Source organism: Mycobacterium sp. E2989, assembly GCF_001667595.1.
GTDB lineage: Bacteria > Actinomycetota > Actinomycetes > Mycobacteriales > Mycobacteriaceae > Mycobacterium.
The window spans coordinates 1-16,097 of sequence record NZ_LZJX01000130.1; the positions used below are offsets into that span (position 1 = coordinate 1).

Below are 16,097 nucleotides of genomic sequence, written 5' to 3' on the forward strand. Positions count from 1 at the left end.
AAAACAGCGTCGCCTGAACGGGTTCCGGCTCCACGGGCGCCGGTGCGGGTTGCCGGAACGAGCGCTCACCCCCGCCCCCGCCGCCGATCGTGGTGCCCGGCCACATCTGACGAGCGGGGTCCTTGACATCCAATCGAACTATTGTTCGAATAGTTCATGCGCTGGGCGGACCAGGCTGTCGCCGTCAACGGGGAGCCCGTCGAGGACGGAGCGTTGCCGGGGTTGCAGCGGATCGGCCTGGTCCGCAGCGTGCGCGCGCCACAGTTCGACGGCATCACCTTTCACGAGGTGCTGTGCAAGTCCGCGCTCAACAGGGTGCCGGATGCTTCGGCGCTGCCCTTCCGCTACACCGTCAACGGCTACCGCGGCAGCTCGATCGGGGCGGGCGGTACGCACCGCCCGCCCCGACACTGCTCCCACTCGGGCATCGCCGCGCAGCGGGGGTCATACGGGTTGGTGGGGAGGCTCGGATCGGGATCGTCCAGCGGGGCGGGCCGGCCCACCGGGCCGGAGGTCGCGCGGGCCGGGACGGGCGCACCCGCCGCGGCCAGTCCGATGAGCGCCGCGGCCACGGCCGTTCTCGTCAGGGCTTTGCGGAGCATTGATCCTCCTATTGCGATACAGCGCTCATCGCCGGTAATGATCGCATGCCGCGGCCAAACCGAGGGTGAAACCGCCGCTGGCCGACCGCGCCACCGTGAAATCGCGGCGGCCGCAACCAAATCCAACATGCCGGTCGCAAGGCTGCCGCCGGGGACGTCGTCGCGACTTCGCGGCCATGAGACCAGTCCGGGTTGTCGGCCGAAACCCCAATAGTTTTGGCTTTTCGGCCAGTGTGCCCTCACTGGCCACCGTATCGCCGCCGTGAAGTGCCTCGGCAAACGCCGAAACGATCGTGTCATCGACCGGACATCTCCTAGCTGCCCAATTCCCCGGGCACGGGTGTGGTGCGGGCGTTGATCAGGGTGGGACGCTCGCGGTCGGCGATGCCGGCTTTGACCAGCTCGTACACCTCGTCAGAGCTGTGTGCTTCGTGGGCGCCGACGCCGTAGCTGGCCGCGGTTCCCACGATGTCGAGGCCGGGGATGTCGAGTCCGGGAACATTCGGGGTCTTCTCCCAGACACCGAACTCTTTGACCACGCCGTATTCGGCGTTGGACGCCACCACGACAGTGAGGGGGATGTTGTAGCGTGCCGCGCTCCACAGCGCGGTGATCGCGTAGTGGATGGAGCCGTCACCCATGCAGGACACCACCGGACGGTCGGGAGCCGCGATTTGCGCGCCGACCGATGCTGGCAGCCCCCAGCCGAGTCCCCCACCGGCAGCCGACAGGTGTGAACGCGGATTGCCCGGACGGATGCTTTCGGTCATGGTGATCTCGTTGCTGCCGGCCTCGCTGACCCATAGTGTGTCCGCAGGTGCGGCGTGAGCGACCGCGGTCCAGAGATCTGCGGGCTTGAGCGGCACCTGCTCCGAGATCCGTTCGGGGACTGCGGCGCGCGGCGTGGGCGCGGAGCGCTGGGTGGGTTTCACCGCCGCCGCCAAGGCCCGGACCGCGGTACGAATGTCGGCGACGATCGCGTCGCCGACGGGGGCACGGGCGGCCTCGTCGGGATCGTTGGTGATCTGGATCAAGCGCGCACCCTCGGGCAGGTACGGGCCGGGCACCAAAGGGTAATAGCGGAAGACCGGCGTCCCGATCGTAAGGATCAGGTCGTGGCCCGCGAGAAGTCCGGAGATCCAGCCCGCTCCCGGGGGCAGCGCGCCGTGATAGAGCCGGTGATTCTCCGGAAACCCGCTCCAACCGGTCAATGGTGCTGTGAACACCGGTGATTCGGTGCGCTCGGCCAGCTCGATCACCGCGTCATAGGCGTCGTAGCGGTCGATATCGCCGCCGACGATGATCACCGGCGACGAGGCGGCGTCGAGTTGTGCACCGACCTGCTCGGCCAGCTCGGTCGGGAAACCCGTCGCGTGGGTCACGGTGCGATCGCGCACGACCGCGATATCAGCGAGCTGGCCGTCGGTCAGCTCGATCGGCATGTCGTCCATCGGCAGCGAGACGAACACCGGGCCCATCGGCGGAGTGGTGGCCAGGTGGATGGCCCGAGCCAGCACGGCCGGGGACTCACTAGCGATGGCCGGCTCGGCAGCCCATTTCACGAATGGCTTTGGTGTCGTGGTGGGTTCGTGATTGGTCAGCAGGCAGTACTGATTTTGCATGTTGCGGCGTTGGTTGCCCGCGGTGATGATCAGCGGCGTCTTGTTGACGTAGGCGTTGTAAATCTGGCCTTGCGCGTTGCCCATGCCCGGGGCGGTGTGCAGGTTGACCACGGCGGGGCGGCGGGTGACCTGCGCGTAGGCGTCGGCCATCCCGACCGGGATCATCTCCTGCAGGCCCAGGAAGTAGCGGAAGTCGTCGGGAAAGTCTTGCAGCAGCGCCAATTCCGACGAGCCCGGATTGCCGAACCAGGTGGTCAGATTGTGCGAGCGGAACAGGTCGAGGATGGCGTCGCGCACTGTGGTCATGGGTGGCCGTTGCTTTCGTTCGAAGTTGTCAAAGGAGTCAGTCGAGTTCCCCGGGCACGGGGCTAAGGGCCGAAACCGCGAGCGCGGTAACGCGCGATCCAGGCCTCCCATGCCGGGGGTGTCATCCACAGGCCGTGGATCAAAACGATGGCCTGATCAGAGGGGCGTTCACAGCAAGAAGCGTGATCGTTCGGTATGGACTGCACAATGAACAGCAGCCCAGATTTACAATCACGAAACCTGTGCCAGGGCACAACGGAGGGCTCATGACCGAACGCATCGAGGTTCAGCGCACCATTGCCGCGTCCGCGCCCGAGATCTTCGCCGTGCTGTGCGACCCGCAGGGCCACGTGGCCATCGACTCGTCCGGGATGCTGCAGGACGCCGAGGGCGATCCGGTGAGTGGTGTCGGTGACCGCTTCGTCGTGCACATGGACCGCGAGGCGTTGAACGACTTTCCGCAATTAGGCAGGTACGACGTCACGGTCGACATCAGGGAATTCGAGCGGGATCGCCTGATCGCATGGACGGTGCTGGGCCAGATTCGCCCGCCGATCGGTCATGTCTACGGCTATCGGCTCGAGCCGACCGAGGACAACTCGGCCACCGTGGTCACCTCGTTCTACGACTGGTCGAACATCGACCAGCACTGGCGGGAAGCCGGAATTTTCCCGATTCTCTCCGAGGGCGCATTGCGGGCGACCTTGGGCATTCTGGATCGCACGGTCCGGCGCGGTTATCCGGCCGGCTAAGCCGGCGGATGGCGCGATGACGCTGGTAGATCCGCTATTCGCGCGTGCGCTGATATTGTTGCGCGGTTTTGTCGCGCATTCGGGCGGGTATCACCTCAGGGCCCCTCATGAAAGGACGCTGACATGTTGCATTCGGTGATATTGGCGAGTTCGGACCCCGTCGCGGCGGGCTTTATCCTGCGCGGCATCAAGGGCATCTTCGTCGCCATCGGCAGCGTGATCGCCGCAATTGTCTGCGCGTTAATCGCGATGATGAAGGGCCGCAACCCGCTGGGCTGGGGAATTCTCGGGCTGTTTTTCTCGATCCTCACGCTGATCGTCGTGATCATCATTCCGAGCAAGAAAAGCTAATCGCCGCTTCGACCGCTCCCCGGATTCGGGAGCCGGATCGCGGTATATTCCCACCCATGCGCTTCATCTATGTCGCTGCGGCCGTCGGGATGGCCATCGGTGGGCCGCTGGCGGCGACAACGCCGGCTCACGCCGATACCGGCGTCAACGGCTACGTTCAATGCCTGGGGGGCGACGCGAAGCCCCCGCCGCCCGGGGTGAGCGCGGAGAACTGGTTCCCCAGCGTCCACGTGATAGCGGTGGATTTCGACGGCGGGGTGCCGTCCGCGCAGATCGTTCAGCGACTGGTGGAGATGGGAGTCAAGCCGGACGACGCCGCCACCCAGGTGCGCTGCTTTTTGGCCAACCAACCACACTAGCGCGACCGAAATGCGCTATGCGCCAAGTTGATTAGCGATTGAGTAACGAGGTCACTTCGGCCACAACATCTTCCGCGGCCACCGGGACCTGGTCCCCCGTCGTCAAATCCTTCACCCCGACCGTCTGAGACTCGATGTCCCGGTCGCCGAGCACCAGCGCGATGCGGGCACCCGAACGGTCGGCCGCGCGCATCGCGCCCTTGAGACCCCGGTCGCCGTAGGCCATGTCGACGCGCAGGCCGCGGGCCCGCAGCTGCGCGGCCAGCACCGCCAACCTGAGCTTGGCCTGCTCGCTCAGCGGCACGCCGAACACATCGCAGCGGGTGGTCGCCCCCACGCTCTTGCCCTCGGCGCGCAGCGCCAGCAGGGTGCGGTCCACGCCGAGCCCGAACCCGATACCGGACAGGTCCTGTCCGCCGAGCTCGCGCATCAGCCCGTCGTAGCGGCCGCCGCCGCCGATGCCGGACTGCGCGCCCAGGCCGTCGTGCACGAACTCGAAGGTGGTCTTCGTGTAATAGTCCAGCCCGCGCACCATGCGCGGGTTGATGACGTAGGGCACCCCGAGCGCGTCCAAATGGGCCAGCACGGTGTCGAAGTGCTGCTTGGCGACGTCGGACAGGTGGTCCAGCAACACCGGCGCGTCGGCCGTCATCGCCCGCACCTCGGGCCGCTTGTCGTCGAGCACCCGCAGCGGGTTGATCTCGGCGCGCCGGCGCGTCTCGTCGTCCAGGTCGAGCCCAAACAGGAAGTCCTGCAGCAGCTCCCGGTACTGCGGGCGGCAGCTGTCGTCGCCCAGCGAGGTGATCTCCAAACGGAACCCGTCCAGGCCCAGCGATCGGAAGCCGGCGTCGGCGACGGCGATCACCTCGGCGTCCAGCGCCGGATCGTCGACACCGATCGCCTCGACCCCCACCTGCTGCAGCTGCCGATAGCGGCCGGCCTGCGGGCGCTCGTACCGGAAAAACGGCCCGGCGTAACAGAGTTTGACCGGCAGCGCGCCGCGGTCCAGGCCGTGCTCGATCACGGCGCGCACCACCCCGGCGGTGCCCTCGGGGCGCAAGGTGACCGAGCGGTCGCCGCGGTCGGCGAAGGTGTACATCTCCTTGGACACCACGTCGGTCGATTCGCCCACGCCGCGCGCGAACAGGGCGGTGTCTTCGAAGATGGGCAACTCGATGTCGCCGTAGCCCGCCCGGCGGGCGGCGCCGAGCAACCCGTCCCGCACGGCGACGAACTGCGCCGAGTCCGGCGGAACGTAGTCGGGCACCCCCTTGGGCGCCGAGAACTCGGTCACGGGCTCAGGCCCTCGAGGAACGGGTTGAAACGGCGCTCGGCGCCGATGGTGGTGGCGTTGCCGTGCCCCGGCAGGACCACGGTCTCGTCGTCGAGCACCAGCAGCTTGTTCACGATCGAGGTCAGCAGGTCTCGCCCGCTGCCGCCGTGCAGGTCGGTGCGGCCCACCGAGCGTTCGAAGAGCGTGTCGCCGGTGAAAACCACGTCCTTATCGCCCGAGGCCCGGAACACCACCGACCCGCGGGTGTGCCCCGGGGTGTGATCGACGCTGATGGTCACGCTGCCCAGGTCGAGCTTGTCGCCGTCGCGGTCCAGCTCGACGACCTGCTTGGGCTCGCGGAAGAAGGCGCCCGCCACCAGCTGCGCCACCCGCGGGCCAAGGCCGTAGATCGGGTCTTTCAGCATGAACCGGTCCTCGGGGTGGATGTAGGTCGGGCAGCCGTAGGTGTCGGACACCTTCTGCGCGGACCACATGTGGTCGACGTGCCCGTGGGTGAGCAACACCGCCGCCGGGGTCAGCCGATTCTCGTCGAGGATGCGCCGCAGCTGGCCCATCACCCGCTGTCCCGGATCCACGATGACGGCGTCCGTTCCCGGCCGCTCGGCCAGCACATAGCAGTTGCACTGCAACATGCCCGCGGGAAATCCGGTGATCAACACGGTTCCCAGTTTCCCACGGGCCCCACTTGACACCAGTCGCGGCGCCCACATTAGCCTGGGCTGGCCACCGACGCCTTTTGCGGGCCCCCGACCTACCGACCATGGAGGCATACGGCCGTGCCGACCAACGAACAGCGACGCGCCAACGCCAAACGCAAGCTCGAGCGGCAGCTGGAGCGCCGCGCGAAGCAAGCCAAGAGGCGCCGGATCGCGTTGATCGCGGCCGGCTCGATCGTGGCGGTGGCCGTGGTCGTCGCGGTGGTGCTCACGGTCATCAGCACCAAACACGAACACAAGAGCAGCACCGCGGCGAGCACCACCTCGCCCGCCGCCAGCAGCTCCCCGGAGTCCACCACCCCCGCCGGGCCGACGCCGCCCGTTCCGCCGCTGCCGCCGTTCAAGGCGGCGGCCGATCTGGGCGCGAACTGCCAGTACCCGGCGTCCCCGGAACCGGCCGCCAAGCAGGTCAAGCCGCCGCGCACCGGCAAGGTGCCGACCGATCCGGCGACGGTGAGCGCCAGCATGGTCACCAACCAGGGGCGCATCGGCCTGATGCTCGCGAACAACGAATCGCCTTGCACGGTAAACAGTTTCGCGAGCCTGATCGGTCAGAAGTATTTCGACAACACCAAGTGCCACCGGCTGACCACTTCGGCGGACCTGGGCGTCCTGCAATGCGGCGATCCCAAGGGTGACGGCACGGGCGGTCCGGGGTACCAGTTCGCCAACGAGTATCCGACCGACCAGTACCCGCCGAACGACCCCAAGGCGCAGCAGCCCGTCCTCTACCCGCGCGGCACCCTGGCCATGGCCAACGCCGGTCCGGGCACCAACGGCAGCCAGTTCTTCATGGTGTACAAGGACTCCCAGCTGCCGCCCCAGTACACCGTTTTCGGCACCATCCAGCCCGACGGGCTGGCGACCCTGGACAAGATCGCCAAAGCCGGTGTCGCCGGCGGCGGCGAGGACGGCGCCCCGGCGGCCGAGGTCACCATCACGTCGCTGTTGCTCGACTAGACACAATCGCCCGACCCGCGGGCGGTCCACCGCTTAAGGTCGTTGCGTGGGGTCAGAGTCTTTCGGGCAATACCAATTGCTGGACGTCTTGGGGCGCGGCGGCATGGGACAGGTCTATCGCGCGTACGACGCCGCCACCGACCGGGTCGTCGCGCTGAAAGTCCTGCCGCCGAACATGGCCGAGGATCAGGAGTTTCAGCAACGATTCCGCCGAGAGGCGCGCATCGCGGCGAGCCTGAACGACCCGCATGTGGTGCCGATCCACGGTTACGGCGAGATCGACGGGCGCCTCTATGTCGACATGCGGCTGATTGAGGGCCGGGACTTGCTGGAATACATCGACGAAAACGGCGGGCGGCTGTCCCCCGAGCGCGCGGTCGCGGTGATCGAGCAGGTGGCCGCCGCACTGGACAGCGCCCACCAGGTCGGGCTGATCCATCGCGACATCAAGCCGAAGAACATTCTGGTCACCAAGGCGCGGGACTTCGTCTACCTGATCGACTTCGGCATCGCGCGCACCATGGCCGACACGTCGCTCACGCAGACCGGGCACACGATGGGCACCGTCGCCTACATGGCGCCCGAACGGTTCAGGGGCACAACGGATCACCGCGCCGACGTGTACTCGTTGGCCTGCGTGCTGCACGAGTGCCTGACCGGCAAGCGTCCCTATGCCGGCGACAGCCTCGAGGAACAACTCAACGCGCACCTGAACACCCCGCCGCCGCGGCCGTCGACCACGGCGTCCGGGGTGTCCCCCGCCCTCGACGCGGTGGTCGCCCGCGGGATGGCCAAGGACGTCGAACACCGCTACCAGTCGGCGATGGAACTCGCCGAAGCCGCCAGGGCCGCGCTGGCCGAGCCGGCCGGCACCGCGGCCTGGAGCCCGCCGCCGCCGCCGGCACCGCCGCCCCCCACCGGACCAGTCACGCAGGACTTCCCCCCGACCGGCGACACCCCGTATCACCCACCCACGCAATCGCGGCGCCTGCTGCTGGGCATCGTCGGCGCCTCCGCCGTGGCGCTGGTGGCGGTGGTCGCGTTGGTGATCGCGCTGGTGACCCAGAAGGACGACTCCGCCAGCGGCGCGGCGTCGAGCAGCCCGACCCGCGCCCGGGTGCCGGGCAGGGCGGGGTCGAATCCCGGGCCCACCGCGCAGGGTGCGGCGACGGCGCCGCCGCTGCCGGCCTTCGCGCCGCCGGCGGACCCGGGCGCCAATTGCCAGTACCCGAGCGCGCCGGACACCGTCGTCAAACCCGTCAGCCCGCCGCGGTCCGGCCGGATCTCCACCGATCCCCCGCAGATCCCGGCCACCATCTCGACCAATCTCGGCGACATCGGCATCCAGCTCGCCAACAACGAATCCCCTTGTGCGGTCAACAGCTTCGTCAGTCTGGCGAAGCAGCAATTCTTCGACAGCACCCAGTGCGCCCGGCTGATCAACTCGACCGACGGCGGATCGCTGCTGTGCGGCGGCCCCGACGCCGACGGCTCCGGCGGCCCCGGCTATCAGTTCGCGGACGAATATCCCACCAACCAGTACCCGGCCGGGGACCCCGCGCTGAGGGCCACCGTGGTCTACCCGCGGGGCACCGTGATCATGGCCACCGAGGGACCCAACACCAACGGCAGCCAATTCGTCCTGGTGTTCCGGGATTCGGAAATGGAGCCGCAGAGCACGGTGTTCGGCACCATCACCGAGGCCGGCCTGGCGGTCCTGGACAAGATCGCCGGCGCCGGCATCGCCGGCAACCGGCAGAGCGGGCCACCCACCAACCCGGTCACGATCAACTCGGTGCGCGTCGGCTAGCGCCGACCTGATGGCGGCGACCCGCCGCTAGGCCGCCGACGTCACCCGGTAGACGTCGAAGACCCCTTCGACGTTGCGCACCACGTTGAGCAGATGCCCGAGGTGCTTGGGGTCGCCCATCTCGAAGGTGAACCGGCTGATCGCCACCCGGTCGCCGGACGTGGTGACCGACGCCGACAGGATGTTGACCTTCTCGTCGGCCAGCACCCGTGTGACGTCGGAGAGCAACCGGTGCCGGTCGAGCGCCTCGACCTGGATCGCCACCAGGAACACCGAGGACGGCGACGGCGCCCAGTGCACCTCGATGATGCGCTCGGACTGCTGCTGCAGTGACGCCGCGTTGGTGCAGTCGGTGCGGTGCACGCTCACGCCCCCGCCGCGGGTGACGAACCCCATGATCTGGTCGCCGGGCACCGGCGTGCAGCACTTGGCCAGCTTGGACAGCACGCCCGGCGCGCCGGGGACCGAGACCCCGACGTCGTCGCTGCTGCGCGGACGCCGCAGCATGGTCGTGGGCGTGGACCGCTCGGCGAGATCCTCTTCGGCCTGGTCGATCCCGCCCAGTTCGGCGAGCAGCCGCTGCACGACGTGGCGCGCCGACACGTGACCCTCGCCGATCGCCGTGTAGAGCGCCGACACGTCGGCGTAGTGCAGTTCGCGGGCCACCGCCGCCATGGATTCGCCATTGACCAAGCGCTGCAAGGGAAGTCCGCCCCGGCGCACCTCGCGGGCCATCGCGTCCTTGCCGGCCTCCAGCGCCTCCTCGCGGCGCTCCTTGGCGAACCACTGCCGGATCTTCGTCTTGGCGCGCGGGGACACCACGAACTGTTGCCAGTCCCGCGACGGCCCGGCGTTGGGGGCCTTCGACGTGAAAACCTCTACGACTTCGCCGTTTTCCAGCTTTCGTTCCAGCGCCACCAACCGCCCGTTGACCCGCGCGCCGATGCAGCGGTGGCCGACCTCGGTGTGGACCGCGTAGGCGAAGTCCACCGGCGTCGACCCGTTGGGCAGGGTGATCACATCCCCCTTGGGGGTGAACACGAAGATCTCTTGCACCGCAAGGTCGTAGCGCAACGACTCCAGGAACTCGCCCGGGTCCGCCGCCTCCCGTTGCCAGTCGAGCAGCTGGCGCATCCAGGCCATGTCGTCGATCTCGGCGGCGGCGTGCGGATGCGGAAGACCGTTGCGGCCCTTGGCTTCCTTGTACCGCCAGTGCGCGGCGATGCCGTATTCGGCGGTGCGGTGCATGTCGCGGGTGCGGATCTGCACCTCCAGCGGCTTGCCCTCCGGGCCGACGACGGTGGTGTGCAGCGACTGGTAGACGCCGTACCGCGGCTGGGCGATGTAGTCCTTGAACCGCCCCGCCATCGGCTGCCACAGCGAATGCACCACGCCCACAGCGGCATAGCAGTCCCGGATCTCGTCGCACAGGATCCGGATGCCGACCAGGTCGTGGATGTCGTCGAAGTCGCGGCCCTTGACGATCATCTTCTGGTAGATCGACCAGTAGTGCTTGGGCCGGCCCTCCACCGTCGCCTTGATCTTCGACGCGTTCAGGGTGTTGATGATCTCGGCGCGGACCTTGGCCAGATAGGTGTCCCGCGACGGTGCGCGGCCGGCGACCAACCGGACGATCTCGTCGTACTTCTTCGGGTGCAGGATCGCGAAGGACAAGTCCTCCAGCTCCCACTTGACGCTGGCCATACCCAGCCGATGCGCAAGGGGCGCAATGACTTCCAGCGTCTCGCGGGCCTTGCGCGCCTGCTTCTCCGGCGGCAGGAAGCGCATGGTGCGCATGTTGTGCAGCCGGTCGGCGACCTTGATCACCAGCACCCGGGGGTCGCGGGCCATCGCGGTGATCATCTTGCGGATGGTCTCGCCCTCGGCGGCGGTGCCCAGCACCACCCGGTCCAGCTTGGTCACCCCGTCGACCAGGTGCGCCACCTCGTCGCCGAACTCCTCGGACATCTGCTCGAGCGTGTAGCCGGTGTCCTCGATGGTGTCGTGCAGCAGCGCGGCCACCAAAGTGGTGGTGTCCATGCCCAATTCGGCGAGGATGTTGGCCACGGCCAGGGGGTGGGTGATGTAGGGGTCGCCGGAGTGGCGCAGCTGGGTGGCGTGCCGCTCGTCCGCGACCTCGAAGGCGCGCTGCAGCAACGACACGTTCGCCTTGGGATAGATCTCCCGGTGCACCGCCACCAGCGGCTCGAGCACGGGGTTGAGCGTGGTGCGCTGGGAGGTCATCCGGCGGGCCAGCCGGGCCCGGACCCGGCGCGACGCGCTGCTGGTGGTCTTCAGCGTCTCGGTCGGCTGCTCCGGCGGCTCGGCGGCCTGCGCGGTGACCGGCTCCCCGACCAGCAGGGCCTCACCGACGTCCGTGGGCGCGTCAAGCGCCTGCGCCGCGCCTTTCTCGTCCGCCACGATGGTCACCTCCGACTTCGAGGATATCGCCAAAGTCTCATCCCCCGGCCGCCTTGAGTGCGCGCTCAGGGCTTCGGGTGTGTGGCCAGGGCGACGAAACGGCGAGATCCGCGCCCTGGCGACACACTCGACGCCGCCAGTTCACTCAAGCGAGCGGCCTGCGCTAGAGCCGGCTCAGGCTGTGCACCGGGAACTCCGCCAGCGCCTCGCGGCCGCCGAGCGCGGTCAGCTCGAGGATCACCGCCGCCGCGATCACCGTCGCCCCGGTCCGTTCCAGCAGCCGCGCCGCCGCCGCGAGGCTGCCCCCGGTGGCCAGCACGTCGTCGATGATCACCACCCGACGCCCGCGCAGCCGGATGCCGTCGGCGGGGATCTCCAGGGTGGCGCTGCCGTACTCCAGGTCGTAGTGCTCGGCGTGCACCGGCGGCGGCAGCTTGCCGCCCTTGCGGATCGCCAGCACGCCGGTGCGCAGCCGGTCGGCGACCGCGGCCGCGGCCAGGAAGCCGCGCGCGTCGATCCCGGCCACCAGGTCGGCGCCCGACGCGATCTCGGCCAGCGCGTCGGTGATCGCCGCGAACCCCTCGGGGTCGGCGAACACCGGGGTCAGATCCCTGAATTGGACACCCGGCTTGGGAAAGTTGGACACCTCGCGCAGCAGCGCGGCGATGACGCTGGCCACCGGCGCGCTGCCGCCGGCGCGCGTCACTGGACCAGCGCCCATCGGTCCATGTTCCAGCCCGCGCCCCAGCGAGTCGGGTTCTTGGTCACCGCGTACATCTTCTTCGACATCAACAGCGTGCGTTGCTGCCGGTAGAGGGGCAGGGTCGGCATGTCGCCCCACAGTACCGGCGCCGCTTCGCCCAGCAGCCGGGCGCGCTCGGCGGGGTCGGCCGAGACGGCCAGCGCCCCGATCGCGCTGTCGACCTGCGGGTTGGCATACCCGGACAGGTTGTTGCCGTTGCCGCTGTGCAGGTCGTAGGCGTCCATCGCCGACGAGCCCGTCGACCCGCTGCCGGCGGCCCCGCCCGTGCTGGCCAGCAGCACGTCGATCTTGCCGTCCTTGAGGGCCTGCGGCCCCGAGGTGTCCAGGGCGACGTTGGCGACGGTGATGCCGGCCGCGGCGCAGGCCTTGGTGATCACCCCGACGTTGACCGCGAGCCGCGCGTTGGGCCCCTGGTAGCCGATCCGCACCGTCGTCGGCGTGCCACCAAGTGCGTCGCGGGCGGCGCCGGGGTCGGCCTTGGCGAACTGGCCGGCCTCGGCGGCGCCGTCGGCGGCGGCGACGGGGTCGTCGGCGGCCGGGTTCAGGCGGGAATTGGCGATCGGCACCCCGGCGTCGCGCGCGAGCGTGTCGCGCGGGGTGCACAACGCGAGCGCGCGGCGGGCCTTGGGCTGCGACAGCGGCCCCTGCGGCGCGAAGATCAGCTGCTCGATGCCGGCCGACGGCGAATCGGAGCGGCCGTAGTTGTCCGGCGTGGTCAGCGTTCCCGACGAGCCCGCGGCCACGTCGACCACGTCGACGCTGCGGTTGTTGACCCGGTCCTGAATGTCGGGGCCCTGGGGCCAGACGGTGATGCGCTTGGTGATCGCCTTGGGGCCCCACCACCGGTCGTTGGCGACGAGCACCACCGCGCCGCCGTCCAGGACGCGTTCGATCTTGTACGGACCCGACGACGGGAAACGCTTGAGATCGATGCCGGGTTTGAGGTCCCAGATGGTGTTCCACAGCTTGGCGATCTGCTGCACCAGCTGGGTGTTGTTGCTCAGCAGCGCCGCCGTCACGTCGACGTGCAGCTGGTCGGCGATGATGTGCGACGGCATCAGCGACGTGGCGGTGAACAGCTGGTTGTAGTCGACGATGCCGCGGTCCGGGACGAACGACACCCTGGCCTTCTTCTGGCCGGGCAGGCACTCGACGTTGGCGATGTCGAGGTAGCCGGCCTGGGTGGCGGCGTTGAAGTCGGGATACCGGCCGGACTGCGCGGCCCAGGCCAGCACCAGGTCGTCGCAGGTCACCGGCTTGCCGTCGGAGTACACGGCGTTGTCGGCGATCTGGTAGTCGAGCACCAGCGGCGAACCGCCCACCACCGAGACGGTGCCGAAGTCACGGTCGGCGACGGTCTGCCCGTCCGGGCCGTGGTAGCTGAAGCCGGCGAGCGTGCGGGCGAACGCCTGCGCCCCGGCCGACGCGGCGCCGACGACGGTGTTGGTGTTGTAGGTGACCAGCGGCCCGTCGACCACGTAGTCGATCTGGGACGCGGCGCTGCCCGAGCACGCGGCCAGCGTGACGGCCGCGACGAGCATTGCGGCCAAACCGATAGCGCCCCCGACGAGGCGATACCTGGTGGCCATGGCGACTACCGCCGGCCGGCGTTTCGCTTGCCGCTCGGACGCCGGGTTCCGGTCGGCCGCACCGGGCGCGCGCCGGGCGCCGGCTTGCTCGGTGCGGGCTTGTCGGATGATGCGGGCTCGGCCGCGGTGGCCTCCGGCTCCGAATCCTCGGTGACCTTCGCCTCGACGGGCTCGGCCCCCGCGGAGCGGCGACGCTTGACGCGGCGGGTGTGCGTGCGCACCAGCTCGGTGCGCTCGCGCATGGTGACCAGCAGCGGGGTGGCGAAGAAGATCGACGAGTAGGTGCCGATCATGATGCCGATCAGCTGCACCAGCGCCAGGTCCTTCAGGGTGCCGACGCCCAGCAGCCAGACCGCGACCACCATCAGCGCCAGCACCGGCAACACCCCGATCAGGCTGGTGTTGATCGAGCGCATGAACGTCTGGTTGATCGCCAGGTTGGCCTGTTCGGCGAACGTGCGCCGGGTGGTGTGCTGGAAGCCGTGGGTGTTCTCCTCGACCTTGTCGAACACGATGACGGTGTCGTACAGCGAGAAACCGAGGATGGTCAGCAGCCCGATGACGGTGGCCGGGGTGACCTCGAAGCCCACCAGCGAGTACACGCCCGCGGTGACGGTCAGGTCGAAGAACATCGCCGCGATCGCGGCGGCCGTCATGTAGCGCTCGTAGCGCACCGTGATGTACAGCGCGACCAGCGCCAGGAACACCACCAGCGCGATCAGCGCCTTCTTGGTGATCTGGTCACCCCAGGTTTCCGACACCGCCGAGTCGCTGATGGCCTGCTTGCTCGGCTTGCCGTCGGCGCCCTTGGGCCCGAACGCGTCGAACAGGGCGTTGCGCAGCTTGGACGTCTGGTCGTTGGACAGCGTCTCCGAGCGGATCTGCACCGTCGCCGAGGCGCCGTTGCCGACGATCACCACCGATTCCGGGTCGCGGCCAATGGTCTTCCGGAAGACGTCGGACACCGCGGCGGTGGTGACCGTGCCCGACCCGCCGTTCGCGGGCATCGACACGGTGGTCCCGCCGTTGAAGTCGATCCCGAAGGTGAAGCCCCGCAGGACGATGCTGAGCACGGCGATGGCGACGATCGCGCCGCTGATGCCGAACCACAGCCGGCGGCGTCCGACCACTTCGAAGGCGCCGGTGCCGGTGTAGAGCCGCGAGATGAAGCTGTGCCGCGGCTGGCCGGCGCCGTCGTCGGCCGGCTCCTCGACGCCCGAGGCCTCGGTGATTTCGGCGGCGTCCTTGGATGCCTTGGAGGCACTCATGGGTTATCCCCGTCCCGTCTTCACTTGCGACGAAGCCCGGCGTTCGCGGGCGACCTGCTGAACGGCTCCGAGGCCGTTGTACGCGGGCTTTGCCAGCGTCGGCGACTTGGAGGCCAGGTACACCAGCGGCCAGGTCACCAGGAACACCACGACCAGGTCAAGGATGGTGGTGAGGCCCAACGTGAAGGCGAAGCCCTTCACCTGGCCGATCGCCAGGAAGTACAGCACCGCGGCGGCCAGGAAGGTGACGGCGTTGCCCGACACGATCGTCTTGCGCGCCCGCACCCAACCGCGCGGAACCGCCGACCGGAACGAACGGCCTTCGCGGATCTCGTCTTTGATGCGTTCGAAGAACACCACGAAGGAGTCCGCCGTGGTGCCGATACCGATGATCAGACCGGCGATGCCGGCCAGGTCCAGGGTGTAGTTGATATACCTGCCCAGGAGCACCAATATCGCGAAAACCATTGCGCCGGAAGCGACCAACGACAGTGCGGTCAGCAGGCCGAGTACCCGGTAATACAGCAACGAGTACAGCAGCACCAGGACCAGACCGATCGCACCCGCCATCAGACCCGCCCGCAGCGACGTCAATCCCAGTGTGGCCGAGACGGTTTGGGCCTCCGACGATTGGAAGGACAGCGGCAGCGAGCCGTACTTGAGGACGTTGGCCAGCTGGCGCGCGGTTGAGGCGGTGAACGGCGGGTCGCCACCGGTGATTTGGGTCCGCCCGCCGGGAATGGCTTCCTGGATCATCGGGGCGCTGACCACCTGCGAGTCCAGCGTGAAGGCGGTCTGGGTGCCGACGTGGGCGGCGGTGAAGTCGGCCCAGGTGTTGGCCGCCGCGGGCTTGAACTGGACGTCCACCACGTAACCGATGCCGCGCTGATTCATGCCCGACGTGGCGTCCTGGATCTGATCGCCGCTGATGATCGACGGCGCCAGCAGGTAGGCCACCTTGTGATCGGTCGAGCACGTCACCAGCGGCAGGTTCGGGTCGTCGTTGCCGGCGAGGATGTCCTCTTTGTCGCAACGGGTTGCCTGGAACTGCAGGGCGAGGAACTGGATGCCCTGACGGGTGCTCTGCCGCCACTTCTTCTCATCGGCGATCCGGTCGGCGAGGTCCTTGCGCGGATCGGCGGGCGCGGGCTGCTCGGCCGGAGGCACGTCGGCCGGCGGCGGGTTGCCCGCCGGCGCCGGCGCAGGCGCGGGGGCCGGCGCCGGGCTGGGCGCGGCGCGAGGCCTGAAAGCCTTTGCGCGGGACATGCTTTCGAAGCCGAGGGT

At 68.7% G+C, this 16,097-nt stretch carries 13 protein-coding genes and 2 pseudogenes; 6 read left to right on the top strand and 9 right to left on the bottom strand.

What is annotated here, in order from left to right; translation table 11 throughout:
• Positions 1 to 156: 156 nt before the first annotated feature.
• A pseudogene (locus tag A5680_RS25510) lies at positions 157 to 411 on the top strand (radical SAM protein); the annotation flags it as partial.
• Here A5680_RS25510 and A5680_RS26125 read toward each other — a convergent pair.
• Entirely contained in the window at positions 360 to 602 is a 243-nt protein-coding gene (locus A5680_RS26125; RefSeq protein ID WP_197499840.1) for a hypothetical protein, read from the bottom strand. The pseudogene A5680_RS25510 and the gene A5680_RS26125 sit on opposite strands and share 52 nt — an antisense overlap.
• 314 nt (positions 603 to 916) lie before the next feature.
• The gene (mdlC, locus tag A5680_RS23780) at positions 917 to 2,530 is read right to left on the bottom strand and encodes a benzoylformate decarboxylase (protein WP_067823901.1); all 1,614 of its coding nucleotides are present in this window, start codon (positions 2,528 to 2,530) and stop codon (positions 917 to 919) included.
• Positions 2,531 to 2,796: 266 nt separating this feature from the next.
• Between mdlC and A5680_RS23785 the strand changes: the two genes are divergently transcribed.
• The 3 genes from A5680_RS23785 to A5680_RS23795 all read left to right on the top strand — a co-directional run bounded on the left by A5680_RS23785 (position 2,797) and on the right by A5680_RS23795 (position 3,992).
• Positions 2,797 to 3,282, top strand: coding sequence for a polyketide cyclase (locus tag A5680_RS23785; protein ID WP_067823904.1), 486 nt, complete (start codon positions 2,797 to 2,799; stop codon positions 3,280 to 3,282).
• A 123-nt stretch (positions 3,283 to 3,405) separates the two neighbouring features.
• The gene (locus A5680_RS23790) at positions 3,406 to 3,633 is read left to right on the top strand and encodes a hypothetical protein (protein WP_055400916.1); all 228 of its coding nucleotides are present in this window, start codon (positions 3,406 to 3,408) and stop codon (positions 3,631 to 3,633) included.
• A gap of 56 nt (positions 3,634 to 3,689) precedes the next feature.
• Positions 3,690 to 3,992: a hypothetical protein gene (locus A5680_RS23795; RefSeq protein WP_067823907.1), complete on the top strand. Its 303-nt coding sequence runs from the start codon at positions 3,690 to 3,692 to the stop codon at positions 3,990 to 3,992.
• Between the two features lie 31 nt (positions 3,993 to 4,023).
• On the opposite strand, the gene hisS is transcribed toward A5680_RS23795, so the two are convergent.
• Both hisS and A5680_RS23805 read right to left on the bottom strand, forming a co-directional pair.
• Positions 4,024 to 5,286: a histidine--tRNA ligase gene (gene hisS, locus A5680_RS23800; RefSeq protein WP_055400912.1), complete on the bottom strand. Its 1,263-nt coding sequence runs from the start codon at positions 5,284 to 5,286 to the stop codon at positions 4,024 to 4,026.
• Positions 5,283 to 5,945 (bottom strand): MBL fold metallo-hydrolase, encoded by a 663-nt coding sequence (locus A5680_RS23805; RefSeq protein WP_055400910.1) that lies wholly within the window; start codon positions 5,943 to 5,945, stop codon positions 5,283 to 5,285. Before A5680_RS23805 ends, hisS begins: the two co-directional genes overlap by 4 nt.
• 117 nt (positions 5,946 to 6,062) lie before the next feature.
• Here A5680_RS23805 and A5680_RS23810 point away from each other — a divergent pair, with 117 nt between their 5' ends.
• Both A5680_RS23810 and A5680_RS23815 read left to right on the top strand, forming a co-directional pair.
• The gene (locus A5680_RS23810) at positions 6,063 to 6,962 is read left to right on the top strand and encodes a peptidylprolyl isomerase (protein ID WP_055400908.1); all 900 of its coding nucleotides are present in this window, start codon (positions 6,063 to 6,065) and stop codon (positions 6,960 to 6,962) included.
• 46 nt (positions 6,963 to 7,008) lie between these two features.
• Positions 7,009 to 8,772 (top strand): protein kinase, encoded by a 1,764-nt coding sequence (locus A5680_RS23815; protein WP_067823911.1) that lies wholly within the window; start codon positions 7,009 to 7,011, stop codon positions 8,770 to 8,772.
• A gap of 27 nt (positions 8,773 to 8,799) precedes the next feature.
• Here A5680_RS23815 and A5680_RS23820 read toward each other — a convergent pair whose 3' ends face one another.
• The 5 genes and pseudogenes from A5680_RS23820 to secD form a co-directional block, all read right to left on the bottom strand.
• Positions 8,800 to 11,193 carry a bifunctional (p)ppGpp synthetase/guanosine-3',5'-bis(diphosphate) 3'-pyrophosphohydrolase gene (locus A5680_RS23820; protein ID WP_055400946.1) on the bottom strand — a complete coding sequence of 798 codons (2,394 nt, stop codon included), beginning with the start codon at positions 11,191 to 11,193 and terminating at the stop codon, positions 8,800 to 8,802.
• Positions 11,194 to 11,356: 163 nt separating this feature from the next.
• Positions 11,357 to 11,899, bottom strand: a complete 543-nt coding sequence (locus tag A5680_RS23825) for an adenine phosphoribosyltransferase (RefSeq protein WP_197281128.1) — start codon at positions 11,897 to 11,899, stop codon at positions 11,357 to 11,359.
• Entirely contained in the window at positions 11,896 to 13,545 is a 1,650-nt protein-coding gene (locus tag A5680_RS23830) for an ABC transporter substrate-binding protein (protein WP_067823914.1), read from the bottom strand. The genes A5680_RS23825 and A5680_RS23830 overlap by 4 nt, the downstream gene beginning before the upstream one ends.
• A 5-nt stretch (positions 13,546 to 13,550) precedes the next feature.
• Entirely contained in the window at positions 13,551 to 14,813 is a 1,263-nt protein-coding gene (gene secF, locus A5680_RS23835; protein ID WP_067823917.1) for a protein translocase subunit SecF, read from the bottom strand.
• A gap of 3 nt (positions 14,814 to 14,816) precedes the next feature.
• Positions 14,817 to 16,097, bottom strand: a pseudogene (gene secD, locus A5680_RS23840) (protein translocase subunit SecD); the annotation flags it as partial.